This is a genomic window from Pseudomonas sp. B21-035, assembly GCF_024748945.1.
GTDB lineage: Bacteria > Pseudomonadota > Gammaproteobacteria > Pseudomonadales > Pseudomonadaceae > Aquipseudomonas.
Genome location: NZ_CP087179.1, coordinates 3,344,811 through 3,371,605, shown reverse-complemented (window position 1 = coordinate 3,371,605; position 26,795 = coordinate 3,344,811). Strand labels below are relative to the sequence as shown.

Annotated in this window: 15 protein-coding genes; 8 read left to right on the top strand and 7 right to left on the bottom strand. The window is 64.2% G+C overall.

Features of this window, described 5'->3' with window-relative positions; genetic code table 11:
• Positions 1-98: 98 nt before the first annotated feature.
• From LOY22_RS15275 to LOY22_RS15240, 8 genes are all read left to right on the top strand, one after another.
• Positions 99-860 carry an efflux RND transporter periplasmic adaptor subunit gene (locus LOY22_RS15275; RefSeq protein ID WP_082075376.1) on the top strand — a complete coding sequence of 254 codons (762 nt, stop codon included), beginning with the start codon at positions 99-101 and terminating at the stop codon, positions 858-860.
• Positions 857-2,176: an efflux RND transporter periplasmic adaptor subunit gene (locus tag LOY22_RS15270; RefSeq protein WP_258593784.1), complete on the top strand. Its 1,320-nt coding sequence runs from the start codon at positions 857-859 to the stop codon at positions 2,174-2,176. Before LOY22_RS15275 ends, LOY22_RS15270 begins: the two co-directional genes overlap by 4 nt.
• Positions 2,173-4,272: an HlyD family efflux transporter periplasmic adaptor subunit gene (locus tag LOY22_RS15265; protein WP_177329136.1), complete on the top strand. Its 2,100-nt coding sequence runs from the start codon at positions 2,173-2,175 to the stop codon at positions 4,270-4,272. The genes LOY22_RS15270 and LOY22_RS15265 overlap by 4 nt, the downstream gene beginning before the upstream one ends.
• Positions 4,273-4,386: 114 nt before the next feature.
• Positions 4,387-4,890: a GNAT family N-acetyltransferase gene (locus LOY22_RS15260; protein ID WP_195884376.1), complete on the top strand. Its 504-nt coding sequence runs from the start codon at positions 4,387-4,389 to the stop codon at positions 4,888-4,890.
• A complete protein-coding gene (locus LOY22_RS15255) occupies positions 4,887-5,216 on the top strand; it encodes a DUF6916 family protein (protein WP_052676460.1) in 330 nt (109 codons plus the stop codon). Before LOY22_RS15260 ends, LOY22_RS15255 begins: the two co-directional genes overlap by 4 nt.
• Before the next feature lie 52 nt (positions 5,217-5,268).
• Positions 5,269-5,805, top strand: coding sequence for a phage tail protein (locus LOY22_RS15250; protein ID WP_045194004.1), 537 nt, complete (start codon positions 5,269-5,271; stop codon positions 5,803-5,805).
• A 95-nt stretch (positions 5,806-5,900) separates the two neighbouring features.
• Entirely contained in the window at positions 5,901-15,059 is a 9,159-nt protein-coding gene (locus tag LOY22_RS15245; RefSeq protein WP_258593783.1) for a DUF4347 domain-containing protein, read from the top strand.
• 53 nt (positions 15,060-15,112) lie between these two features.
• Positions 15,113-16,588 (top strand): TolC family protein, encoded by a 1,476-nt coding sequence (locus LOY22_RS15240; protein WP_258593781.1) that lies wholly within the window; start codon positions 15,113-15,115, stop codon positions 16,586-16,588.
• 14 nt (positions 16,589-16,602) lie between these two features.
• Here the strand turns inward: LOY22_RS15240 and LOY22_RS15235 are convergent, their stop codons facing one another.
• From LOY22_RS15235 to LOY22_RS15205, 7 genes are all read right to left on the bottom strand, one after another.
• Entirely contained in the window at positions 16,603-17,454 is an 852-nt protein-coding gene (locus LOY22_RS15235) for an alpha/beta hydrolase (RefSeq protein ID WP_195884374.1), read from the bottom strand.
• Positions 17,454-20,057 carry an autotransporter outer membrane beta-barrel domain-containing protein gene (locus LOY22_RS15230; protein WP_213604410.1) on the bottom strand — a complete coding sequence of 868 codons (2,604 nt, stop codon included), beginning with the start codon at positions 20,055-20,057 and terminating at the stop codon, positions 17,454-17,456. Before LOY22_RS15230 ends, LOY22_RS15235 begins: the two co-directional genes overlap by 1 nt.
• A gap of 156 nt (positions 20,058-20,213) precedes the next feature.
• Positions 20,214-20,864 (bottom strand): hypothetical protein, encoded by a 651-nt coding sequence (locus tag LOY22_RS15225; protein ID WP_213604151.1) that lies wholly within the window; start codon positions 20,862-20,864, stop codon positions 20,214-20,216.
• A 113-nt stretch (positions 20,865-20,977) separates the two neighbouring features.
• Complete coding sequence (locus LOY22_RS15220) at positions 20,978-22,717, bottom strand: dipeptidase (RefSeq protein ID WP_258593779.1); 1,740 nt, start codon at positions 22,715-22,717, stop codon at positions 20,978-20,980.
• Between the two features lie 174 nt (positions 22,718-22,891).
• Positions 22,892-24,091: a DUF2169 domain-containing protein gene (locus LOY22_RS15215; RefSeq protein WP_258593778.1), complete on the bottom strand. Its 1,200-nt coding sequence runs from the start codon at positions 24,089-24,091 to the stop codon at positions 22,892-22,894.
• Positions 24,092-24,322: 231 nt separating this feature from the next.
• Positions 24,323-24,808 (bottom strand): DUF6708 domain-containing protein, encoded by a 486-nt coding sequence (locus tag LOY22_RS15210; RefSeq protein ID WP_309475557.1) that lies wholly within the window; start codon positions 24,806-24,808, stop codon positions 24,323-24,325.
• Between the two features lie 430 nt (positions 24,809-25,238).
• Positions 25,239-26,795, bottom strand: a complete 1,557-nt coding sequence (locus LOY22_RS15205) for a DUF3396 domain-containing protein (protein WP_258593775.1) — start codon at positions 26,793-26,795, stop codon at positions 25,239-25,241.

Genomic DNA, 26,795 nt, shown 5'->3' with positions numbered 1-26,795 from the left:
GGGTTGCCAGCCAGCGGCTGCTGACCAACGGTAATCAGGTTCGCGCCACTGCAACCGATACACAACGCATACAACCAATAATGAAAGGATGCAGCGAGATGAAGCACGGAGCCTGGTGCCTGGCGTTGGTGATGGTCGCAAGCCTGGCGCAGGCGGCTGCCGACAGCGATCCGCTGCTCGAGGGCGCGACCTCGAGCGTCAGCGAAGTGCGCGGCGTGCTGCGCGCGCGCTCGCAGGCGGTGCTGGCCAGCGAGCTGGCCGGGCGGGTGGTGGACATGCCGTTCGCCGAAGGCCAGTCGTTCAGCAAGGGCGATGTATTGGTGCGTTTTGATTGCAGCGCTTACCAGGCCCAGCAGAATGCCGCCGGCGCTGCCGTGCGTGCGGCCCGTGAAGAGCTGCGCAACAAGCAGCAACTGGCGGCGCTCAATTCGGTCGGGCGCTTCGAAGTGACCCTGGCCGAAGCGCGCCAGGCGCAGGCCCAGGCCGAGGCGCAGGTTTATCAGGTGCAGGTGCAGCGCTGCCAGGTCAAGGCCCCGTTCGACGGCCAGGTGGTTGCCCGTAAGGTCCAGGCCCACGAAAGCGTGGCCAGCGGCGCGCCGTTGCTGGAAATCGTCGACAACCGTTCGCTGGAGGTGCACCTGCTGGTGCCTTCGCGCTGGCTGGGCAAGCTCAAGCCGGAACAGACCTTCAGCTTCGTCCCCGATGAAACCGGCGCGCCGCTGCAGGCGGTGGTCAAGCGCCTGGGCGCGCGCATCGATGAAGGCAGCCAGACCCTGCTGCTGATCGGCACGCTGCCGGCCGACAGCCGCGGCCTGCTGGCCGGCATGAGCGGCACCGCGCACTTCGCTGGCCAGCCATGAACGCGCCAGTAGCCAATGGCATGGAGCAGCTGCTGGCGCATTACCTGCGCCTGGAGCATCAGGCCCGCGCCGCGACCACGGTCGAGGCGCTGGCCTTCAGCATGGTCAACGATCCCCAGCCGCTGTTCGCCTTTCGCCACGCCGCGCTGCTGATCGCTGGCAAGGTGCGGGCGCTTACCGCGATCAGCGTGGTCGAGGCGAACGCGCCGTTCGTGGCTTTCATCGAGCATGCTGGCGCGCAGTTGGGTAAAAGCGCCCGCCTGGACACCAGCGGGCCGCTGAACCCGGACAGTTTCGATCAGGCCAGCCGCGATGACTGGCAGTCGTTGTCAGCTGCCCACGCCTTCTGGCTGCCGCTCAAGGACCGCCAGGGTGTGGTTTTTGGCGGTTTGTGGCTGGCCCGCGACAACCCTTGGGTCGAGGCCGAGCACAGCTTGCTCAACCACCTGGGCGAGTGTTACAGCCATGCCTGGCTGGCCTTGCAGCCGGGCAAACCATGGCGCCTGCGCTGGCCGGCACGCAGCCGCTGGGCGATCGGCGCCGCAGCCCTGCTGGTGCTGTTGGTGCCGGTGCGCCAGTCGGTGTTGGCGCCGGCCGAAGTAGTGCCACGCAACGGCCAGGTGGTGGCCGCACCGCTGGATGGGGTGATCGCCGAGTTCCTGATCAAGCCCAACCAGGCGGTGCAGGCCGGGCAGGTGCTGGTGCGCTTCGACGCCACCAGCCTCAAGGCCCAGGCCGATGTTGCCGAGCGCACCCTCGGGGTCGCCGAGGCCGAGCTCAAGGCTAACACCCAGCGAGCCTTTTCCGATGCTGAATCCAGCGCCCGGCTTGACCTGCTGGCCGCCCGTGTCGAGCAAAAGCGCGCCGAGCGCGATTATGCCCGCGAGCTGCTGGCGCGCGCCGATGTGCGTGCCGAGCGTGCCGGTATTGCCGTGTTCGCCGACGCCCAGCGCCTGACCGGCAAGCCACTGCAGACCGGCGAGCGTCTGCTGGAAATCGCCGACCCGGCCCAGGCCGAGCTGCGCATCGAGCTGCCGGTGGCCGATGCCTTGAGCCTTGAGCCCGGCGCCGAAGTGGCGCTGTTTCTTGACAGCGACCCGCTGCACCGCCATGGCGCCGAGCTCGAACGCGCCGCCTACGAAGCGCAGAACACTCCGGCCGGGCAACTGGCTTATCGCCTGGACGCACGCTTTACCGACGCGCCGCCGCGCATCGGCCTGCGTGGCACCGCCAAGCTGTTTGGCCAGCGTGCACCGCTGGCGCTGTACCTGCTGCGCCGGCCGTTGGCGGCCCTGCGCCAGACGGTGGGCCTTTGATGCTGCCGGCACTGCGCCCGGACCTGCAACTGTCGCCCGCCGCGCCAGGGCTGGACGGCGCTGCGCAATGGACCCTGGCCGACCCGCTGCGCGGGCGCTATTTCAAGCTCGGCGCGCCCGCCATGCGCCTGTTGCGGCACTGGGCGCTGGGCGATCCGGCGCGGGTGCTGGCCGCAGCCAATCGCGAACCGGGCATGCCGCTGCCGGGCACGGCCATTGAGGAGCTGTTGCGCTTTTTGCGTGGCCATGACCTGGTCACCGCCAGTGATGACGAGCAACGGGCCAGCTACGCCGACAAGGCCGCCCGCCAGCGCCAGGGGCTGTGGACCCAGTTGCTGCACAAGTACCTGTTCTTTCGTATTCCATTGTGGCGCCCGGATGCCTTTCTCAACCGTACCTGGCCGTGGCTGGCGCGGTTCGGCCCGAACCTGTTGCGCTACGGCCTGCCCACGGTACTGTGCCTGGGGCTGTTTCTGGTCATGCGCGACTGGCAGCGTTTTCTCGCAACCTTTCCCCACCTGTTGAGCCTCGGCGGTGCTGCAGCCTTTGCCATCGCCCTGGGCTTTGCCAAGTTGTGCCACGAATTCGGCCACGCCTACATGGCCAAACGCGCCGGCTGCCGGGTGCCGAGCATGGGCCTGGCGTTCATGGTGCTGTTGCCGATGCTCTACACCGATGTCAGCGATGCCTGGCGCGTGCAGGACCGCCGCACCCGCCTGTTGATCGGCGCCGGCGGGGTGCTCGCCGAGTTGCTGCTGGCCTGCCTGGCCCTGCTGGCCTGGTCGTTGTTGCCGGACGGGGCAGGGCGCACGGCGGCGTTCATGCTGGCCAGCGCCACTTGGATCACCACCCTGGCGATCAACCTCAACCCGTTGATGCGCTTTGACGGCTACTTTCTGCTCAGCGATCTGTGGGCGGTCGACAACCTCCAGGGCCGGGCCTTCGCCCTGTGCCGCTGGCGCTTGCGCGAGGCGCTGTTCGGTTATGGCGAGGCGGCGCCCGAACCGTGGTCTGCGGCCATGCGCCGGCGCTTGTTGAGCTGGGGTTACGCCGCCTGGCTGTGGCGCGCAGTGCTGTTTTTCGGCATCGCCCTGGCGGTGTATCACTTGTTTTTCAAGGCGCTGGGCATCTTTTTGATGCTGGTCGAGCTGACCTGGTTCATCGCCTTGCCGGTCTATAAGGAGGGCCAGCACTGGTGGCAGCAACGCCAGCGGGCGCAACCGCGCAAGGTGCTGGGCCTGGGCCTCGGCCTGCTGGCGGTGCTGCTGGTGCTGGTGTTGCCGTGGCGCAGCGATGTCGAGGTGCCGGCGCTGCTCGAAGCGTCGCGGGTCAGTGCCCTGCATGCACCGACCGCAGCGCGTATCCGCGAGGTGCATGTGCAGGACGGCCAGCGCGTGGCCCGCGATCAGTTACTGGTGGTGCTGGAGTCACCGGACCTGGAATCGCGCCTGCAGATCGTACGGCGCGAAATCCAGATCCTGCAGCTGCAATTGCGTCGCCAGGCCGGGCGCAGTGAAACCGCTGCCGACAGCGGCATCCTTGAGCAGCGCCTGGCCGAGGCGGTGGCCGAATACCGTGGCCTGGCCGCCCAGCGCGAGCGCCTGAACCTGCGCGCGCCGCACGCCGGGGTGATACGCGACCTGGCCGTGGGCCTGGCACCGGGCCGCTGGATTGCCGCGCAGTTGCCGCTGGCTGCAGTGGTCGAGGAGGGCCTGCGCCTGCGTGGTTACCTGGCCGAAGCGGACTTGTGGCGGGTCGAGGCCGGCGCGCCCGGGCATTTTGTTGCCGATGATCCGCTGCGCGATTCGCTGCGGGTCAGCCTCAGCGATATCGACACCACCGGGGTCAGCGCCATCGATCAGGAGGCGCTGGTTTCCGAGCACCAGGGCCCCATCGCCATCCGCCGCGACGAGAACCGCCGGGCGCAGCCGCTGCAGGGGCAATACGGCGTACGCTTTGCCCTCGAAAACAGCCCGCCTGGGGGCCTCCAACGCCCGGTTCGCGGGCTGGTGGTGCTCGAAGGCAAGGGTCAATCGTTGCTGGCATCGGCATGGCGACGAATGGCTGCGCTGGGGGTAAGAGAAAGCGGATTTTGATAGTGCGATTGTCAGACAATTAGAATAAAATGCCATCACAATGATCTCACGCCAGGCGTGGGGCATTGGGGCGGACGGATCAATGCTCAGCATCTCGCAGGGACGCTACACACGATGAACCCACTCGGTTTGAGTTTCCGCCCCATCGGCCAAGGCGACCTGCCTTTCCTTGAGCATTTGTACGCCACCACCCGCGCCGGCGAAATGCGCCACAGCGGCTGGTCGGCCGAGCAGATTGCGCAGTTTCTGCGCCAGCAATTCAATGCCCAGCACCAGTATTACCAGGCCCATTACCCGGACGGTGAGTTCCTCCTGGTCGAACGCCAGGGCCAGGCCATCGGCCGCCTGTACCTGTTCTGGGGGCAGACTGCACTCAACCTCATCGATATCGCCTTGTTGCCCGCCTGCATTGGCCACGGCACTGGCAGCGCCATTCTCGACGACTTGCTGCGCCGCGCCGACCAGCGCGGGCTGGCCTGCGAGCTGTGTGTCGAGCACTACAATCCGGCGCAACGGCTGTATGCAAGGCTTGGTTTTATCCCGGTCGGCGAGTCGGGGGTCTACCGCCGCCTGCGCCGTGAGCCGGTGCCTGGCTGCCTGATGGCGCAGGCCTCATGAGCGCCGCCGGCCAGTTCCCCATGCCCACCTTCGCCGAGCTGCAAGCGGCCGACCGCCATGCCTTTGCGCTCTGGCTGGGGCCGGAGCAGCGCGTAGCCGTCGAACGCGTGCAACTGAGTGAGGGCGTGGCCATGAGCGCCCGCCACGAATGCTTCCTGGTGTTTTTCGCCTTGCCCGCCGGCCTGCTGCCGCAGCAGGGCGTGTACCGCGTTATCGGTCCGCAGCAGCAGGAATGGTTGCTGCTGATGACCCCGGTGCAGCCCGAGCCCGATGGCCGCCATGTGCTGCAGGCGGTGCTGCACCGTGAGCGGGAGCCGCAGGCCTGAGCGCCCTGAACTGATCTGTTCACACCCACAACCCAAAAACAGGTAATGCCAGATGAGTGATCCCTTCCTCGGTGAGATCAAGATGTTCGGTGGCAACTTTGCGCCCCGTGGTTATGCAATGTGCAGTGGGCAATTGATGGCGATATCGCAAAACGCCGCGCTGTTTTCGATCCTCGGCACGATCTATGGCGGCGACGGCCGGGTCACCTTCGGCTTGCCCGACCTGCGCGGCCGCTCGCCCGTCGGTTGGGGCCAGGGCCCGGGCCTGGGTGAAGTCGATCTCGGTGAAACGGGAGGTAGCCAGAACACCACGCTGACCGTGCAGCAAATGCCGATGCACAGCCATCCGCTAATGGTCTCGACGGAAGCTGCCGGCGCCGACAAAGGCACGGCAAGCCTGGTTCTGGCGCAGAGCGGCGATGCCAACCTGGGCACGGTCAACATCTATGGCAACCCCACGGCGCTGACCAACCTGGCAGCGCAAAGCTGTGGCGTTGCCGGTGGCAATCAGCCCTTCAACAACCTCAGCCCGTACCTGGGCCTGAGCATGATCATCGCCACCGAAGGCATCTTCCCTTCGCGCGGTTGATGAAACCGGCGCGGTGGCGCGTGATGCGCGCCACCGCTGCCATAGCCGTTCCATAGCAGTTTTAGGGCAACAACCCGTACAGCCTGAGGTGCAACATGAAGTTCATCGACCGATTCAAACGCCAGGGCCGGCCAGTGCCCACCCCTGCCGGTCAGGCACCGCTGTTGTTTGCCCTGGAACCGCGGATCATGTTCGACGCCTCGGTTGCGGTGGTTGCCCAGGAGGCAACTGCCGAGGCCGCCAAGGACACCGGCAAAGACAGCGCAAGCGATACCGCGCAGGCCGACAAGGCCGCGCTGGCCACGGCCGATACGCGTGGCGCCAGTGCCAGCGAACGCCATGAAGTGGTGTTTGTCGATGGCCAGATCAGCAACCCGCAGGAAGCCCTCAAGGGCCTGCCGGCGGGCAGTGAAGTGGTGGTGCTCGACCCGGGCAAGGACGGCCTGCAGCAAATGGCCGACTACCTCAAGGGCCGCAGCGACCTGGATGCCATCCATGTATTTTCCCACGGTGCGTCGGGTACCGTGCAGTTGGGCAATGTCTGGCTGAGCAGCAGCAACCTTGCCGATCACGGCGAGACGCTGCAGTCCATCGGCCAGTCGCTCAAGGCCGACGGCGACCTGATGCTGTATGGCTGCCAGGTCGGCAAGGACGATGCTGGCCAGGCCTTTGTCAGCCAGCTGGCAAGCCTGACCGGTGCCGACATCGGCGCCTCCAGCGACGACACCGGTAGCGGTGCGCTGGGCGGCAACTGGACCCTGGAGCGCAGCAGCGGCCCGCTGGCAACCACGGCCCTGGCGCTCAACGATTACCAGGGGCTGCTGGCCACCTCCTGGAGTACCGGCAGCGCGCCGCTGAGCGGCACCACCATCGCCGCCGGCAGCCGGGTGGTGGTGGGCGATTTCGACAACGACGGCGACGCCGACATCCTCTACCAGACCGGGGGCAATGGTTCGCTCTGGGCATTCGCGCGCAGCAACGGCAACGGCAGCTTCACCCTGCAAAGCCTGGCGCAGTCGCCCTTTGCCGGGTTGTCGCTGCCGGACCATACCGGCTCCAACTACCACGTTGCCGACTTCGATGGCGACGGCGACCTCGATGTGCTGGCCGGGGTCAACGGCACTACCGGCACCTACCTGCGCAACGACGGCGGCAGTTTCAGCAGCCAGTCGACGGCAAGCTTCCCGGCGCCAGCGGCCGGCTCACGGATGCTCGCCGCTGACTTCGACAACGACGGCGACGCCGACCTGCTGTACCAGACCGGCGCCAACGGCACCGGCTTCGCCTATGCGCGCAGCAACGGCAACGGCACCTTTACCTTGTTGACCCTGGCGCAATCACCCTTTGCCGGGTTGACGCTGCCGGACCACAACGGCAGCAACTACTACGCCGCCGACATCGACGGCGACGGTGACATCGACGTACTGGCCGGCAGTAACGCCACCACCGGGGTCTACCTGCGCAATGACGGCGCCTCCTTCAGCAGCCAGTCAACCGCCTCGTTCCCGGCCCCGGCAGCGTTCGGCCGCATGGTGCTGGCCGACTTCGACAGCGATGGCGATGCCGACATCCTCTACCAGACTGGCGGCAACGGCACAGCCTTCGCCTATGCGCGCAGCAACGGCGACGGCACCTTCACCCTGCAGACCCTGGCCCAGTCGCCGCTGGCCGGCCTGAGCCTGGTCGATCATACCGGCACCACCTATCGCGCCGCCGACTTCGACGGCGACGGCGATATCGACCTGTATGGTGGGTTCAACGGCACCGCCGGCAACCTGTATGTACAGAACGACCGCCCACCGATCGTGGTCAGCTCGACGCCCAGCGACAACGCCAGCAACGTCGACACCAACGCCAACATCGTGCTGACCTTCAACGAAGCGGTGAGCAAGGGTAGCAGCGGCAACATCTACATCGTGCGCACCTTCGACAATGTCGTGGTCCAGACCATCGCCATTGGCAGTGCGCAGATCAGCGGCTCCGGCACCACCTGGACCATCGCCCTGCCGGTCCCCCTGGCACTGGGCACCGGCTATGCCATCCGCCTGGACGCCAAGACCTTCGTCGATGGCGATGGCGCGATCTTCAAGGGGGTGAAGAACAACACCACGCTGAACTTCACCACCAAGTCCAATGACCCGCCGGTGCTGAGCAACCTTAATGGCGACAGCAACACCTTTATCGAGGGTGGGGCGCCGGTGCTGCTCGATGCCGGCGGCAATGCGCTGCTCACCGACCTGGACTCGGCGGACTTCAACGGCGGCAACGTCACCGTGGCGATCACCGCCAACCGGGTCAGCGGCGAAGACCTGCTGGGGATCTTCAACCAGGGCAGCGGGGCCGGGCAGATCGGTGTCTCGGGCAGCAACGTGACTTATGCCGGGGTGATCATCGGCAGCTTTGCCGGCGGCAGCGCCAGCAGCAACCTGGTGATCTCGCTCAACAGCAACGCGACCGCCGCTGCGGTGCAGGCGCTGGTGCGCAACCTGACCTACAGCAACAGCAACAATGGCGATATCTCAACCGCGGCGCGTACGGTGCAGGTCAGCATCAACGATGGCGACAGCGCCAGCGACGCCAGCGCCCTGGTCAGCGTCAATGTCAGCGCGGTCAACGATGCACCGACGGTAACCGCCAGCGGCGGCACCCCGACCTTCACCGAAGGTGGCGCGCCGGTCGACCTGTTCAGCGCGGTGGTGGTGTCTACCGTCGAGGCCGGGCAGGGCATCAAGCAGCTGACCTTCACCGTCAGCAATGTCAGTGATCCCGGCAACGAGCGCCTGACCCTCGACGGCAGCAACATCGACCTGGTCAACGGCGCCTCGGGCACCACGGCCATCAACGGCTTCAGCTATTCGGTGACGCTCAGCGGCGCGACCGCGACGGTGACCCTGACCAAGGCCGCCGGCATCAGCAGCGGCCTGACCCAGACGCTGATCGATGGCGTGCAATACAGCAACCTCAGCCATGCGCCGACCATCGGCACCCGGGTGATCACCTTGAGCGGCGTGGCGGACACCGGCGGCACCGGCAATGGCGGTGCCGACAGCACTTCGCTGGCCATCAGCGCAACGGTCACGGTGCAGGCCAGCAACGATGCGCCCAGCCTCTCGGGCGGGCCGTTCGTGCTGCCGGGCACCGATGAAGACAGCAGCTCCAGCGGCCAGCTGATTGCAAGCATTCTTGCCGGGCTGAGCCATGGCGATGTCGACGGCGCCGGTTCGCTGAGCGGCGTCGCCGTGATCGGCAGCAGCGGTAATGGCTTCTGGCAGTACTCCAGCGACGGATTCAGTTGGGCCGACATCGGCGCGGTCTCCAGCAGCGCCGGCCTGCTGCTGTCGAGCACCACGCAAGTGCGTTTCGTCCCCGATGGCACCAATGCCGGTAGCGCCAGCCTGACCTTGCGGGCCTGGGACCAGACCAGCGGCACGGCCTCCAGCAGCTCAGTACGCCACACTGGCGACACCACCATTAACGGCGGCAGCAGCAGCTTCTCGGTCGGCACCGCGCAGGCGCAGATCACAATCAGCGCGGTCAACGACGCGCCGCTGCTGACCCCGACTGCACCGGTGCTCATCGGCATCACTGATGGCCAGCTGAACAACCCCGGGCAAACCGTTGCCAGCTTCCTCAGTGGCGTAACCGATGTCGACACCGGCGCCCTTGTCGGTATCGCCATCACCGGCCTGAACAGCGGCACCGGCACCTGGCAGTACAGCACCGATGGCAGCACCTGGAGCGATATCGGCGCCGTGGCCGGCAACAGTGCCTTGCTGCTGCGCGGTAGCGACAAGCTGCGCCTGGTGCCCGACGGCGCCAGCGCCATGGTGGCAACCCTGACCTACAAGGCCTGGGACCAGACTGGCGCCTCGGCAGGGCAGCAGGGCAGCAAGGTCGACACCACGGCCAGCGGCGCCAGCACGGCGTTTTCCATCGCCAGCGACACTGCCAGCATCTCCGTCACGGCGGTCAATGACGCGCCGAACCTGAGCACCAGCGCTGGCAGCGCGCACTTCGTCGAGGGCAACAACGGCCCCTCGACCCCGGTAGTCATCGACAGCGGCCTGACCCTGAGCGATTCCGACAACAGCACCCTGGCCAGCGCCAGGGTCAGCATTATCGGTAATTTCCAGGGCGGTTTCGACGTGCTGGCATTTACCAACAACCCGGCAACCATGGGCAACATCAGCGCCAGCTACGACGTTTCCACCGGCGTGCTGACCCTGACCTCCGCAGGCGCCGCTGCCACCCTTGCGCAGTGGCAGGCGGCATTGGCCTCGGTGACCTTCAGCAACCAGAGCGAATCGCCCAGCACGGCCACCCGGACCCTGAGTTTCGTGGTCAACGACGGCACCCTGGACAGCCCGGCCGCAACCCGCACCTTGACCGTGGCGACAGTAGACGATACGCCGGTGATCGCCACCAGCGGCGGCAGCGAAACCTACTTCGAGAACGCAGGGCCCGTGGCAATCGACAGCGGGCTGACGCTCAGCGACATCGACAGCAACACCCTGGCCAGCGCTACCATCAGCATCACCGGCAACTTTCGCGCCGGCCAGGATGTACTGGAGTTCAGCCCCGGTTCGCCGACCACGGGCAACATCAACGCCAGTTACAACGCCGCGACCGGCGTCCTGACCCTGACGTCGGCGGGGGCCACCGCGACCCTTTGGCAGTGGCAGGTCGCCCTGCAATCGGTGGGCTATCGCAACGTTTCCGACAACCCCGACACCTCGACGCGCACCGTGTCGTTCTCGGTCAATGACGGCAACAGCGACAGCGCCGTCGCCAGCAAGGCCGTCAACATCCAGGCCGTCAACGACGCCGGGATCCTCAGCGTACCGAGCAGCCTGAACTTCAATGAAGATGCTTCTGGCACGGTGTCGGGCATTTCCATCAGCGATGCCGATGCCGGCAGCGGGCAGGTCACCCTGACCCTGAGCGTGGCGCTGGGCCAACTGCGCGCCAACAGTGGCGCCGGCGTCACGGTCAACACGCTGGGCAGCGGTCTGATACTGGTCGGCTCGGTATCGGACATCAACGCCTTTATCGCCGCCAACGGGGTCTCCTACATCGGCGCCGCCAACGGTAACGGCAACGTCAACCTGACGGTGACCTACAACGATGGCGGCAACACGGGCAGCGGCGGGGTGCAGCTCACTCAGCGGGTGGTAACGCTGGCCATTGGTGCGGTCAACGATGCGCCGGTCAACCAGGTACCGAGCAGCCAGAACGTCCTTCAGGACGGCTCGCTGACCTTCAACAATGGCAACGGCAACCTGATCAGTATCAGCGATGTTGACGTCGGCGGCGCCGCCCTGCAGGTGACCTTGACCGCCAGCAACGGCCTGCTGACGCTGTCGAGCCTCAGCGGCCTGGTGTTTACCGTCGGCAGCGGCGCGGGCGATGCGAGCATGACCTTCACCGGCTCGCAAAGCGATATCAATGCCGCGCTCAACGGCCTGGTGTTCTCCCCGGTGGCCGGCTACCACGGTTCGGCCAGCCTGCAGATCACCACCAGCGACCTGGGCGGCAGCGGCAGCGGCGGGGCGCAGACCGACACCGACACCGTTAGCATCAACGTCGCCTCGTTGAACCCGCGGGTTACCGATGTCTCGGCGCAGAGCGCCAATGGCAGCTACAAGACCGGCGACAGCATTACCCTGACCCTGACCTTCGACCAGATGGTCAGCGTCGACACCACTGGCGGCATCCCGGCCTTGCTGCTGGAAACCGGCCTTATCGATCGCTATGCCACCTATGTGGCCGGCTCGGGCACTAACACCCTGACGTTCCAGTACACCGTGCAGGCCGGTGATACCAGCGCCGACCTCGACTACGCCGGCAGCGCCGCCCTGGCCCTCAATGGTGCAGTGATTCGCAACGCCACCTTCGACAATGCCGTTTTGACCTTGCCAACGCCGGGCTCCGCCCATTCGCTGGGGGCCAACCACAACCTGGTCATCGACGGCATCGCGCCGCAGGTTACCAGTGTCAGCGTGCCGGCCAATGGCACCTACGTCGCCGGCCAGCAGCTGGACTTCACCGTCAACCTCAGCGAGGCAGTGACGGTGACCGGTACACCGCGCCTGCAGATCACCCTGGACACTGGCGGCACCGTGTTCGCCGATTACCTGTCCGGCTCCGGGACCGGCGCGCTGGTATTCCGCCTGACGGTCAGCAGCGGTCAGCTCGATAGCAACGGCATCACCCTGGGCAGCAACCTGGTGCTCAACGGCGGATCGGTTCGCGACCAGGCGGGCAATCTGGCAGGCGCGACACTCAACAACGTCGGCAGCACCACGGGCGTCAATGTCGATGCCGTGGCGCCGGTTATCGGCAGCGTCGCGGTACCGGCTGCGGGCAGCTACAAGGCCGGCGACGTGCTGAGCTTCACCGTCAACGCCAGCGAAGCGCTGATCGTCGATACCTCCACCGGTACGCCGCGCCTGCAACTGACCATTGGCGGGCTGAGCCGCTATGCCAGCTATGTGTCCGGCTCCGGTAGCGGCCAGTTGCTGTTCCAGTACAGTGTCGATGCCGGCGTCAACGATGCCGATGGTATTCAGCTCGGCAGCACCCTGGACCTCAACGGTGGTACGCTGCGCGATGCCGCCGGCAACGGCCTGGTGCTGGCCCTCAACGGCCTGGGCAGTACCGCCGGCGTGCTGGTCGATACCCTGGCACCCAGCGCTGGAGCGCTGCTGGCCATCGATGCCAGCCCGAGCAATGCCGGCAGCGTGCGCTACAACGTGACCTTCAGCGAAGCGGTCAGCGGTGTCGATGCCAGCGACTTCAGCCTGGTGTTCAGTGGCACGGCCAACGGCAGCATCAGCAGCGTCACCTCGCTGGACGGGCGCACCTACAGCGTACTGGTGTCCGGCCTGAGCGGCGTTGGCAGCCTGCGCCTGGACCTCAACAGCAGCGCCACCGGCATCAGCGACGCGGCCGGCAACAGCCTGAGCAATGGGCAGAGCGGCGCCAGCTACCAGATCGACCGGGTGGCACCGACGGTCAACAGCGTTACGGTGCCGGCCGACGGCAACTATGTCGCTGGCCAGCACCTGGACTTTACCGTCAACCTCAGCGAGGCGGTGATGGTCACCGGTACACCGCGCCTGCAAATCACCCTGGACACTGGCGGCACAGTGTTTGCTGATTATCTGTCCGGCTCTGGCACTGGCGCGCTGGTGTTCCGCCTGACGGTCAGCACCGGCCAGCTCGACAGCACCGGCATCAGCCTGGGCAGCGGCCTGGTGCTCAATGGCGGTGCACTGCGCGACAGCGCTGGCAATGACGCGCTGATCAGCCTCAACAACGTCGCCAGCACCAGTGGCGTACTGGTCGACGCTGTGCTGCCGACGGTGGCCAGCGTGTCGGTACCGGCAGCAGGCAGCTACAACGCTGGCGACGTGCTGAGCTTCACGGTCAACGCCAGTGAAGCGCTGATCGTCGATACCTCTGCCGGCACGCCGCGCCTGCAGCTGACTATTGGCGGGCTGACCCGCTATGCCAGCTATGTGTCCGGCTCTGGTAGCGGCCAGTTGGTGTTCCAGTACAGCGTGCAAGCCGGTAACAACGATGCCGATGGCATCCAGGTCGGCAGCACCCTGGATCTGAACGGTGGCACAGTGCGCGATGCGGCAGGCAACCCCCTTAACCTGGGCCTGAACGGGCTCGCCAGCACCACAGGGGTGCGTATCGATACCGCAGCGCCACAAGTGGCGGATATCGTTCGCGTCGATGTCAGCCCGAGCAACAGCGGTTCGCTGCGCTACACCGTGAGCTTCGACGAGAGCGTCAGCGGCGTTGACCTGGCCGACTTCAGCCTGGCGTTCAGCGCCAGCGCCAGCGGGCGGATCAGCAGCGTGACGCAGCTTGACGGGCGCACCTACAGCGTCCTGGTCGACAACCTCAGCGGTGTCGGCACCCTGCGCCTGGACCTGAATCCGACCGGCACCGGCATCACCGATGCGGCCGGCAACGCCCTTGCAGGGGGCCTGCAAGGCAGCAGCTACAGTATCGACCGCGTGGCGCCAAGCGTGACTGCGGTGGCGGTGCCGGCGGCGGGCAGTTATGTCGCCGGGCAGGGGCTGGAGTTCAGCGTGCAGCTGGACGAAGCGGTGCTGGTCGATACCGCCGATGGCGCGCCGCGCCTGGCGGTCACCCTGGACAATGGCCGGGTGGTGTATGCCGATTACGTTTGCGGCTCCGGCAGCAACACCCTGGTGTTCCGCCTGACCATCAGCCCGGGCCTGCAGGCCAGCAATGGCCTGAGCGTGGCGCCGAGCCTGGACCTTAATGGCAGCACCGTGCGTGATGCACGCGGCAACGATGCCGGCACCGGCCTGAGCAACGTCGCCAGCACCGCCGGCATCCTCGTCGATGCCCGGGCACCGCGGCCTGCCGAGATCGCCGTGCAAACTCCGGCAACGCCCGGCGAGCGGACGCTGAGCTACACCTTGAGCTTTGACGAGGCGGTCAGCGGCGTCGATGCCGCTGACTTCAGCGTGCTGTCCAGCGGCAGCGCCACGGGGGTGGTGCAGTCGGTGCAGCAACTGGATGCGCGTACCTACCGGGTAACCCTGGGCAGTATCAGCGGCCAGGGCGGCCTGGGGCTGAGCCTCAACGCGCTGAACAGCGGCATCCGCGACGGCGCCGGCAATGCCCTGGCGGTGTCGATGAGCAGCCCGCTGTATCAGTTGCCGAACCAGGATGTCGGCGATCTCGAATTCCGGGTCAATCCGCCCGTCAGCAACCCGGCGGTGAGCGTACCGCTGCTGCAGCCACAAGTTCCGCAGTTGCCGTCGGTTGCCAGCACGTCGCCGATGCTGCCCGCGCCGCTGTTCGAGGAGCGCACGCTGGGCAGTGGCATCGACACCCTGGGCAGCATTTTCATTCACTACGGTCTCAGCGCGCCGAGCTTCATCGCCCAGGTATTTGCCAGCAGCGATGGCAGCGGCGACGGATCGGGGCAGGGCTTTCTCGGTTTTGGCGGCGGTGATGGGGGCGTGTTCGGCACCAGTACCTTTGCCGCCCTGTTTGCCCGCGAGGCGGCGCCGGAGGGCGAGTCGATGCGGGTTTTCGACGGCAAGCAGTGGCGCACCACCGACCCTGCCCAAGGCTTGCGCGCAGTGTTTGGCGCCGCCTCGCTGGAGCAGCAGTTGCAGGACATCAAGGACGCCGAACAGCGTCCCGTACGCGAATTGGCCATGGCTCTGGCACAGCCGACACAGATCGGCAACCGGACCTGAAACGCCAGCACTTATTCAGAGATGATCGAGCCGTACCAGGGGGCGGCCCAAGGATGAAAAAAAGTCAGAAACTGTTCAGCGCCAGCTTGCTGGCGCTGGCAATCAGCGGATGTGCGGTTACCAGCGAACCGATCGAGCGCAGCATCAGCGAGGAGCGCGCGCGCACCGACCTGGTCAGTATGTTCAAGGACCAGGAGCCGCTCAACGGCCCGCTGACCCTGCACCAGGCCATGGCCCGGGCGGTCAAGTACAACCTCGAATCACGCCTTAAGGTCATGGAAGAAGCCCTGGCCAAGCGCCAGGTCGACCTGGCGCGCTTCGACATGCTGCCACGCATGGCCATGGAAGCCGGCTACGCCGGGCGCAACAATGTCAGCGCTTCGAGCAGCCAGAGCGTGCAGACCGGTACCCAGTCCCTGGAGCCGTCGACCTCCCAGGACCGCGACCGTGAAGTGGCGGACCTGACCATGGTCTGGAACGTACTGGACTTCGGTGTCAGCTACGTCAGTGCCAAGCAGCAGGCCGACCAGCGCCTGATCCTCCAGGAACGGCGCCGCAAGGTCATCCACACCATCACCCAGGACGTGCGCTCGGCCTATTGGCGGGCGGTCGCGGCGCAGCGCCTGCTGACCCAGATCGACAGCCTGATGGGCCGCGTGGCCCAGGCCCGGGACAACAGCCAGCACATGAGCAGGCAGCGCATTGGCGACCCGGTGCAGTCGCTCAGCTACCAGCGTGCGTTGATCGAGGCGACCCGCCAGCTCGAAGAGCAGCGCCGCGCGCTGTCGCTGGCCAAGACGGAACTGGCGGCGCTGATCAACCTGCCGCTGAACACCGACTTCAGCCTGGCGCCGGAAGAGGGCTACACGGTGCCGCAGTTCAAGGGCGACTTCACGCGCCTGGAGCAACAGGCCCTGGCCAGCCGCCCGGAACTGCGCGAGCAGGACTACCAGGCGCGGATCAGTGCCGCCGAAACCCGCAAGGCCATGCTGCGCCTGCTGCCGGGGCTGGAGTTCTCGGCCGGCGGGCACTACGACAGCAACTCCTTCCTGGTCAACCAGAGCTGGGCGGATTACGGCGTCAAGGTGACCTGGAACCTGTTCAACGTGCTTTCGGCCCCGGCGGCCATCAAGGTCGCCAAGGCCGGCGAAGACGTCGCGGCGGCGCGCCGCCAGGCGATGTCGATGGCGGTGCTGGCACAGTTGTACGTGGCCAACGCCAACTACAACGAGGCCGCGCGGCAGTTTCGCACCAGCGAAGAGCTGGCGGCACTGGACGGGCAGATCGCCGAGCAACTGCGCAACCGCTACCAGACCCAGAACATTGGTGAGCTGGAGCTGATCCAGGGCGAGCTGAACAACCTGCAGACACAGTTGAAGCGCGACCTGTCGTATGCCGAATTGCGTAATGCCTATGCGCAGTTGTACGTCAGCTCCGGTACCGACCTGTTGCCGGACACCCTGCCGGACGGCAAGTTGGCGACCATTGCCTCGGCGCTACAAAACAGCGAGGCGCGCTGGGCACAGTGAGGCGATGCCTGGGTTCAGGGGCAGGGTCCGATCGCCTGGCCTTGCCAAAGCGCCCAGGCTGTCTCCCAACCCTGCTCGTGGGTTGCAGCCGGGATGATCACCCGTTGATTGCACCGGCTGGATGCCTGCGTGCCGCGAAAACTGGCGCTGATCTCGGCGCTGATCACCTGGTCGCGGCCGCCCAGCAGATGGCGCTGGGGCAATGCTACAAGGCGTTGGCGATAGACCATCGGGTCGAGCGAACCGTTCAGGGGCGACAAGCCTTTGAGCTGTACCCATAAGCCTGGATCAAGATTGCCGGCAAGGGTCTGGATCTGCGCGACATCGTCCCGTTGCGCGGCCAGCAGCACGGCCAATGCCGCACCACCTGAATAGCCCACCAACTCGAACTGGCGATTGCCAACGCGCTGCTTGAGCCGGTCCAGGGCCTGGCTGAGGCTGGTCACCACCTCCTGGGAAAAACGCCGATCGGTCCACAGCGCCGCCGTGCAGCCTGCAGCCGAGACAAACTGGCAGGGCCGGGCAAGGTAGGCGTTGGGGGCTGGATCATTGATCGCCAGGCGCGCCACCAGCAGGTTGCGCGGGCTGGGGTCGAGGCTCGGCTGGCTAGCCGTGGCCCAGGCATGGCCGTCGCCCTCCAGGTACACCCGCAGGCGCTCGGTGGGGCGTTGCTCAGACGGCGGCAAGAGGACCAGCGGGAATGCCTGGCCCGGCACGATTTGTACGTGGCGACCGTGCTGTTCAGCCAGCTCCTGCAGCGCTTGAAAGGGGGATTGGCAGGCACCAAGAAGGGCGCTGACCAGCAGCGCCCCCAAGGTTCGACCGACGCCGGCCCACGGGTGTGGGCCGGCAAGGTGTTGACTCATCAGAAGTCGTAACGGACTTTCGCCGAGAACACGTCGGCATCGAAGCCCGACTTGCCGATGTAGTCGTAGTTGACGCCCAGGGTTACCGCGCCCAGCTTGTAGTCGGCGCCCACGCCGGCTTCATAGCTGTCACGCGCCGCCTTGGCACCGCTGGTCACGAACGGCGTGCTGCCGAGCAGGAAGGTCGAGGTGCTTTTTGCTTCGTCAGCGGCGAAGTCGTGATACGCCATCAGCTTGGCTTGCGGCTCCAGGGTACCGGCGCCCAGGGCGACGCTGCCGGCCACGCGCAGGCCAGCACCGAGCTCGATGGCTTCATAGCGCTGGTCTTCGACTTTGAGCGCTGCCGAAGAGCCTTTTTCACGGTAGCCGTCGATGTTGACCAGGCTGTAGCGGGCCGCCAGGCGCGGTTCGACCAGCACTTGCGGGTTGATGTGATAGGTGTAGCCACCGACCAGGTTCAGGCCCAGCAGGTCGCTGTCATAGTCGGCCTTGGCTTGGGTGCCGGCAATGCTGCGCTTGCTCTGGTTGTCGTTGAAGCCGTAGGTCAGGCTGGCATCGACGAAGTAGTTGCCGTGCTCGAAACCGCCGTAGAGGGTGAAAGCATGGCTGTCGACTTCGGTCTGGTTGCCGCTCTTGCCGTTGACGTCGGTGTTGATGAAGCTGTACGCCAGGCCCAGGGTCAGGTTGTCGTTGAGCTTGCCATCGGCACCGACGGCGATACCGCGGCTGTAAGCGTTGTAGCCGGCCACGCCGTCACGCAGGTCCTGGCTGGCATCGCTGTACAGCGACTGCACCCAGACGCCAGCTTCCTTGAAGCCTTCACCCGAGGAGGCGCCGCGCAGCGAGCTGGTGCGGCTGCCAGTGACGTTGCTGACCAGGTTCTGGCTGGTGGTGGCCGCCTGGGTCGCGCCGCCGTTGGTTTCCGGGGTCAGCTCGGAGGCCAGCTTGGCGACCTGGGCTTCGTCGGCGTTGAGCAGCGCCTGCTTGAACGGGTCGTTGTTGGCCAGCTTGGCGATCATGCCGTCGGCGGTCAGGCTGCCCAGGGCTTTCTGGCTGTTGGCCGAGCCACCCTGGTTGGTGATGATCTGTTCGACTTCTTCCTTGCCCTTGCCGGTGACCACGGCCACCACCTGGTTGTTGTCGACGGTGAAGCTGTCAACCTTGAGCAGCGCCGAGCTGCTGACCAGGTTGAGTTTGCCATTCGGGTCGACTGTTTCGCCGTCGGCGCCCAGCAGTTCGATCTGGCCGGCTTGGAGCAGGGTGTAGCGGCTGCCATTGGCGTTGAAGTCTTCGCCCTTGGCCGCCAGTTGCAACTGGGCGCCCTGGCCGAACTGAGTGGTGCCGCTGACCTTGAGCACGGCGCGGTTGGCGTCGGTGGCGCTGCTCAGGTTCAGGCCCAGGGCCGAGTTGCCGGCGACGTACAGGTTACCGTCGATGCTGGTGTGCGGGGCTTCGAAGGTCAGGGTGGTTTTCAGGTCGTCGCTGAGGCTGCCGACATCGATCCAGCCGCCGTCTTTCATGCGGATGTTGGCGCCGTCAGCGCGGCTGTCGGTACCGGTGAAGGAGGTGTCGCCTTCGATCTCGATGTTGCTCAGGTCGATCAGGTTGCCGACGATGACGCTGCCTTTGCGCAGGATCAGCTCGACCGGGCGGTTGCTTTGCGAGGCGTCGATGGCCTCGTCGGCAGAGATGATCGAACCGCTGTTGAAGATGTTGAAGTCGCCTTCGGCTTTGTACCAGGGCTGGGCACCCGGGCTGTCGAAGTCGCTGAAGCCGATGGCGATGGCGGCGTCTTCGGCGCGGATGGTGCCGGTGTTGACCAGGTGGTTGTTCATGCCGGTGAAACTGGCGCCGTCGATGCGGATGCCCTCGGCGTCGTCGCCATTGGCAATGATGGTGCCGTGGTTCTCGATGCCGGCCAGGTCGACCATGTCGGTGTACATGCCCGAGCCGCTGGTGGTGGCGTCGATGCCGGTGGCGCCGGCGCCGGTGACCTCGATCAGGCCGCGGTTGATGACCTTGCCGACGATCTCGCCGCCTTCAAGGTTGATGCCTTTGGCATCTTCGCCCTTGGCGATGATCTTGCCGCTGGCGGCGTTGAGCAGGTCGCCCTTGATCACCGACGAGCCGGAGAAATCCACGGCGCGGGCAACATCACGGCCGCCGTCGTCGCTCAACGGCGCACCTTCGGCGTACAGCAAACCTTCGTTGATGACGCTACCGCCGATCTTGGCCGGGTCGATCATCAGCGCGTTGGCGCCACCGCCGATGGCAGAAATACTGCCCTTGTTGATCACGTCGCCGCCAACGCTGTTGGCCACCCACGGCTGCGTACCTTCCCACACGTCCATATCGACGCCGCCGGCGAAGTCGCCGGTGCTGTTGATGGTGGCGTTGAGAATCAGGTCTTTCTCGATGCTCGAGCCATTGAGCTCGATGGCATCTTCGTCGCTGCCGCCGCTGTAGGCGCCGTTGATCTCGAGGTTGCCGCTGTAGCGCTGGTGCTCGCTTTTGAAGCCGGCGTTGGTCAGTTGCACGGTTTCAGCGAGGGCGGGCAGGGCGGTGGCGGTTACGGCCAGGGCGAGCAGGGTTTTGCGGAACATCACGGGGGTCACGGTTCATTCCTTTAGCGGCGTTTTAAGTGCTTCGCTTCCGTGCGGGGCTGGACCTTGCGCTGACAAAAAGACAGGGCCACGCAGAAGAGCGCGGCGATGGTAAATTAGTTGACGTCAAAATGATATCATTTGGCTATACAAGTGCTATTTGACCCGGAACGGTTGCGCCGCCATGAACGCCACCGGCAGCAGCGGCACGGCGAGGATCATCAACACGCCATCCGCAGTGACAGTGACCGGTGTCAGCAGCACCTGGGTGACCTTGCTCTTTTCTCTGTAGGCCGAAACCTGAAGGGTGTAGGTGCTGTTCAGCGTGTTGCCCTCCAGGGCGCTGATGTCCTTTCTCGCCTCGAATCGGCTGCCTTGAATTTTGTAGCGACGCACCAGGGCGTCCTGTTGCGTTGAGACCACAAAGCCCAGCGCTTTTGCCTCGTTGATCTCATGTGCCTGGAGTTGCGCAAGCCCGGGAATCCTGAGCTCGAACTCGCCGTCCAGGGTTTCATACATGCTGACGTGAACCGGCAGAAACTCGGCCTGCATCCTGGCATGCAACCCTGAGCGAATCGCCTGCAACAGCGCGGGTTCGACGAGGATGAAGTAATGGTACTTTTTGCCCAGCACCACAAAGCTCTTTTGGTCTGCCGTCACATAGAGCTGGCCAACCTGCTCGGTATAGACTTCATCGCTGGCTCGCGGCTCGTACAACTTGCTGGTCAGGCAGCCACTGATGCTGGCGATGGCCAGTGCAGACACTGCGGCCCTGAGCAATCGTGACCTGGGTGGGGGCTTGTGCATGTTTTATCCATTCCATGGAGGGACGTTGGTGGATCATAACCTGCAAGTGGTGCGATAGCGTCTAACAAACTGCGCAAGGCAGGCCCGCCACAACAGCGGGCCTGCTGCATGGGTCAGAGCTTGGGCAGTTGCCCGACACGCCCCATCATTTCCGTCACCACCTGCAGGTCCAGAAGGAACTGCTCCACCGTCTTGAACTCGTTGTCGTTATGCCCGGTGTACTTGACGTCGGGCATGGCCAGGCCGAACTGCACGCCGTTGGGCAGTTCATGCACCGAGGTGGCGCCTGCGGAGGTGCCGAATTCGTGCTTCATGCCCAGGTTCTCGCTGGCAACCGCCAGCAGCGCCTTGACCCACTCGCCCTCGGGGTTGCGGTACATCGGCTCGGCGATCGAGTAGTCGAAGGTCGGGCTGATGTGGCTCTGCTTGCTCCATGCATCCAGCTTGCCGGCGATTTCGCTCTTCAGGGTTTGCGGGCTTTTGCCCTTTGGCACCCGCAGGTTGACCGCCAGTTTCAAGGCTTTGTCATCGAGGCCAACGTAGGTCAGCGAGGTGGTCAGCGGGCCCATGAAACTGTCGGAGAAACCCACGCCCAGTTTGCCGCCCAGGTAGTCCAGGCCCCAGTTGTCGGCGGCGTAGCGAGCGGCGTCGGTGATGTGGTTGTGTTTGAGCGCAACCTTGCCATCAAGGCCGTTGATGAAGCCGAGCATCCGCGCCACCGGGTTGACCCCGGACTCAGGTTCAGAGGAGTGCGCCGAGACGCCAGTGACGGTCAGCTTTACATCCTTGCCGTCGACCTTGGCGCTGACCTCGAAATTGCCGCCATTGGCCTTGACGTACTCAGCGCCGGCTTTTTGCAGGCTGGCTGCCAGTTCGGCGGGCTTGTCGGTCACCAGGGTCGCCACCGAAGTCGAAGGGATCTGGTTGGTGGCCAGGCCACCGCTCAGGGTGGTGATTTCAGCGCCGTTGCCTTCGCCTGCGCGGCGGGCAAAGCTGGCCATGACCGTGCCGTAGCCTTTCTCGGCGATCACCACCGGGTAGCCACCGTCCAGCGCCAGGTTGTAGTTGGGCGTGGGGTTGCGTTCGAAGTAGTAGGGGATGGCGTCGCCGGTGGTCTCTTCGGTGGTGTCGACCAGCAGCTTGAAGTTGCGCGCCAGTGGCAGCTTTTCTTCCTTGATGATCTTCATCGCGTACATCGCCACGACGATGCCGTTTTTGTCGTCTTCGGTGCCGCGGCCGTACATGCGATCGCCAATCAGGGTGACCTTGAACGGGTCAAGGCGGGTGCCGTCCTTGAGTACCCAGTTCTCTGGCGTCACCGGTACTACGTCGGCGTGGGCGTGGATGCCGACCACTTCATCGCCTTTGCCTTCAAGGGAAATCTCATAGACACGGTTGTCGATGTTACGAAAGTTCAGGTTGAAAGCCTTGGCCAGACCTTTGATCTTCTCGGCGATCTTGATGAACTCGGGGTTGTCGTGCTGCTCGACGCCGTCGACCCGGAAGGTCGGGATGGCCACCAGCTCACGCAGGGTCTGGGTGGCCGCATCGCCGTACTTGACCCGCGCATAGATGCCCAGCAGGCGATGGATTTCGTTCTGTTGTTCAGCCGTCAGCTGCTGGTTGGCGAGGAAGGCGGCGATGCTCTGATCGAGTTTGTCGGCCTTGCCGAGTTCGCTTTTCGCCAGGCTGGCGAGGAACTGGCGGAAGTCCTTGACCGAAGTGTCGCTGAAGCTCTTGAGAATGGCCGCGCGTTGCTGTGGGGTGAGGTTGGCATAGGCAGGCGTGGTGATTGACGCCAGGCCAGCCAGCATCAAGGTGGCCGCAGCCAGTTTTTTCAGGGCGAAATTCATTGCGGGGGGCATTCCTTTGCAGGCAAATAATGAGAAAGGATGGGTGCAACAAAACATTTCCAAGCTACCACCATGAGGGCCTGGTACGGGAGTGCCTGAAGTGGGATGTGTCGCACAGAAACGTAAAAGCGACGCAGAAACGAAAAAGCGTCGGGAGGGAATGGCGTGGAGTTTTCAGTCAGCCGCGCACGGCTCGGCATCGAAGCAGGCCTCCAGTGCCTCGATGTCATCCGGGCGGGGCAGGCTGATCCGGTGCGTCAACGACAGGGTCATGGCATCGGTATCGATGTGCAGGGTGTCGGTGAACAGGGGCAGCGCCAGGACTTCGCCACTGCGCAGGTGCATCAGCACGAAGGGCCGGTGCGCGGGCAGTTCGACGCAGAGTTGGCCGTTGTGGCCCAGGGCTGGAGCCGTGAGGTTGAACAGTTCGATGCGCAGCCTGGCGGGAAGAAAGTCGATTTGCTGGTCGATAGGGGCGGCGTTCCAGTAGGCAAAGTCGAAGTCGGCGGGTAGCCCGGGCCAGGGCTTTGCCTGCCAGGCTTTGTTATAGGTACCGGCCAGGGCCAGGCGTGGTGCCCAGTCCCGGCCCACCACCCCGAAGCCTGCCGGGCAGTAACCGTAGGTGGCCGACAACTGGGCCATGTCGGCCGCACTGATGTCGCCGTCCGGGTGGTGAGTGATGTGCAGGTGGGTCACCGGCCGCTCGAGTGCTTCGATTTGCGGGGCTGCCAGGCGTTGCAGTGGCGTTTGCAGGGACCAGGCGTGTTTTTCGTGACGCTTTTCGATCCAGCCCCGGCCCAGGGGGTTGCTGTAGCAGACCTGATGGAGCAGGTAGGGCTCGGCGCTGGTGCCCGGGTAGCCGGGGTTGGCCAACACGCTGCTGCCGCCAAAGGCATACTCCCAACGCAGCGGCACACAGGTGGCCGGTTCCGCGGCAGACAGGCGCCAGCCGCTGAACAGACCGTGTTCAAAGTAGCGCGGGCCGCTGAAACGCAGCTGTTTGTCGAGCAGGATTTCGCCCGCGGTTTCGCCCTGGGGCGCACTCAAGCGGATGCCGGCGGTCCAGGACGTTGCCGGTTCGCCGCCGGGGGCGTGGGCATGGCCGTTGACGATCACATCGCAGCGCGGTTTGAACGGCGCCAGGTCGCTTTCTTCATAGACACTGCTGCGGCCTTGTTCACCGAAGTAGCGATCGGCGGCGCAGAGCAGGGCCGGTTCCTCAGCCATCACTTCGGCACTGCAGTGCCCCGGCTGGCCGGCAATCGGCAGCAGGCGATAACCAACCTTGATGGCCACCACGGGATGTTCGTTGCCCCGCGGGTCGAGTGCGCTGAAACACAGCGCGGCAAAGGGCGTCTGGTTGTGAAATTCCATCGTGGGTCCTTGAATTGATGTCGACATCCTTGCCGTTGATTGGGGTAGCGCCCTGAGCCTGAGCCTGAGGCTGCAGGGGACGCGTCAGGGGAATCTAGGTGGGTGGGGCTTGGTGCCTCAAGAGACGAGATGGAAATCAGACACGTCCTACATAGCTCTTTGCCTTTGTCTGTCAGATATGTCGGATGAGATCTGGATTTTGTTGACTAGGGGCTGTTTCTTTTACGGGCATCAAGGGGCCGTCCGTGATTCCAGGTCCAGATCTTCCGGCCATTTCACCTTGGGCGCGAGGCGCCGGGCGAGATTGAAGGTGACCTTTTCGTTGTTCCAGTCCCGGGGCGGGCGAGGGAAGGCAGGGAGCGCCTGCGGTCCCTGCTGCATGAATAGTTGGGCCATGGCCCAGTACATTTCGCCTTGTAGAATGTCACAGGAAAACGGGAAGCGATCTAATACCTCGTTTGTACCTGGCTTAAGAACACTAATTGTTATGTTCTCTACTCTGGCTGTTCCAGGAACATAGCCTCTACAGGCTTCTGCGTGGAGGTCATCCCAATCGTATGCTACCGGGAGTACCCCCCAGGCAACTCGGCTAAAAGGAAGAAGACCATTATGGAAAAAACGGTATACATAGACTTTGCGACGGAGGCGGTTGAACCGAATAGGTTCGTCTCGGGGGGCTTCGGTGTCCATTCTCCAGATATAAGCGACTAGCCACAATCCAATGAGCGTAATTCCTAGTTCTGATATATATAAAATTGGAGGTAGGGCGGTGGGGCACTAAAGCTGATAAGGACAAAAAAATAAGCCTGTGCAATTGTTGTTGCAGCCATACTCGCTGCACACCAAAGCCCGATTCCACGAATCCACGCCGTGGAGCTGGCAAGTTCCAGATATATGTCATTTACGTGATTTGGCGAATTCGCCAGCAATAGAGGGGAAGGCTCCATAGTTGGTGGCTGGTTCGGACGTGGCAGGTCGTACTTGCGCCCTGGAGCGGGGTTGTCGAGAAAGGGTGGACTATATTTCATAGCGTCGTCGAATATGTACATTGGAACGTGCTCTCTATGGCGTTTTGGTCGCGGCTTGTACGTTCTGCTTGGGCTGTAGCGAGTGGTTGTTGCAGTCAATGATCACCAAGTAGCAAGTCTCACAGGGGCGATATGGTCAACCAAAACCAGACGACTTTTTCGCCGTCGATGGTCGGCATAGGGGCCTCGTATTCGAAAAAGCGCTTGCTGCCAGTTTTGTACTCACATACCCATGTTCCAGGATATGGACACAGTGACCCACTGAGTACACGAAGCCCGAAGCCAAGCCAGCGCCAGCGCACAATCTGATCTGCATGAAGCGGGAGCAGATCATTCACGCGCAGTTCGCATGACACGCACGGGTCGCTCTCAAGTTCCCAGCGCCCTGCACGAGGAGCTGGCTCATGGCTGTTGGCGTAACGAGCCGGTTCCGGCGGGGTCTGGTCGGGGTCGCGCTGCCAGATAACAAAGCCGTCATCCGACTCATTGCTCAAGTGGGGCAGGATGTCCCCCTGTTCAAACACTCGGCGGCTGTCCGCCTGGCCGACCATGCGCCAAACCCCGGCTTGGAGGCATGGCATACCGGCGACGGCGCATGCCGGTGCAGGGGGTAGAGTGCACGTCTTCGTCGGCAGCGCGCCAACGCGCATGAAGGGTGTAGGCCAGTCGCTGTCGGCATCAAAGCGGCCCATCCAGCGACGGCCGTCCGCGTCGGTGAAGCGCTCGTTGGGATCGCCGTCCCATTGACCAAATCCCAATAAGCCCAAGTCGTCGTAGCGAATGGGCTTTAACAATTTGTTCAACAGCATTGGCAACTCAGGCACGCCATACTCGGCGGGATAGAGCTCCGGTTGTTCGCCCAGTTCGATCCATAGGCCGCATTGCAATTCGGTGATACTGATGCGCGGATGCGCCAGGGCGTTGTGCACTTGCTCACGCGTCAGGTCAAGTTTCTCGCGCCAGCGGTCGGCGAGCAAAAAGGCCCACGTGGGCGGGCGAATGCCGTCGAGTAACTCGTTGTCCATCCCGTACGGGTAATCGATATCCAAGCCGTAGAACGCAGGTGTCAAGGCGCGCTCCCAGGTGGTGACGGCGGCACGTGTGCCGAACTCCAGCGGGTTGGCCATGGCAAAGCCGCTATAGACCTGGTCGGCTTTGAGCCGGTCGATGGTCTTGAGCACAAATATGCGCCACGCCTCGCGGTTGTCCAGCCACCATTGCCAGCGGTAGTAAAAGACAATCGATGAATAGGCTGTTTTCCAGTCGGCCGCTTTGAACTTGCTGCGCCAAAAGTAGCCGGCCGTCGTCGGTGAAGAGGCATGGTTTTCTTCATCGGTGAACTCGAAGACAAAGTATTCGTACGGCTCAGTCTTGCTGGCCAGTTTTCTAAGGTCAGGGCGGTGCAATGCATCATAGCGACGAGGGCGTGCAGCGGCGCCGTGCATGAAGATGCTATAGGGGTACCCGGCCAGCTGTTCAAACTCCTCGTGAATATCAACTAACAGTGCTGAAATTTCTTTGTTTTCTTCTTCTTTGGGTAAGAAATAGAAGGTTATAAATGGGCTGATACTGTGCCGAGCCTCATCTGTCCCCCAATATGAATTTGGCCACTCCTTGAGTAAATCAATAAAGTCGCGGCGCTCTTCGTCATCAAATAGTTCGTGCGTAGTGCTCAT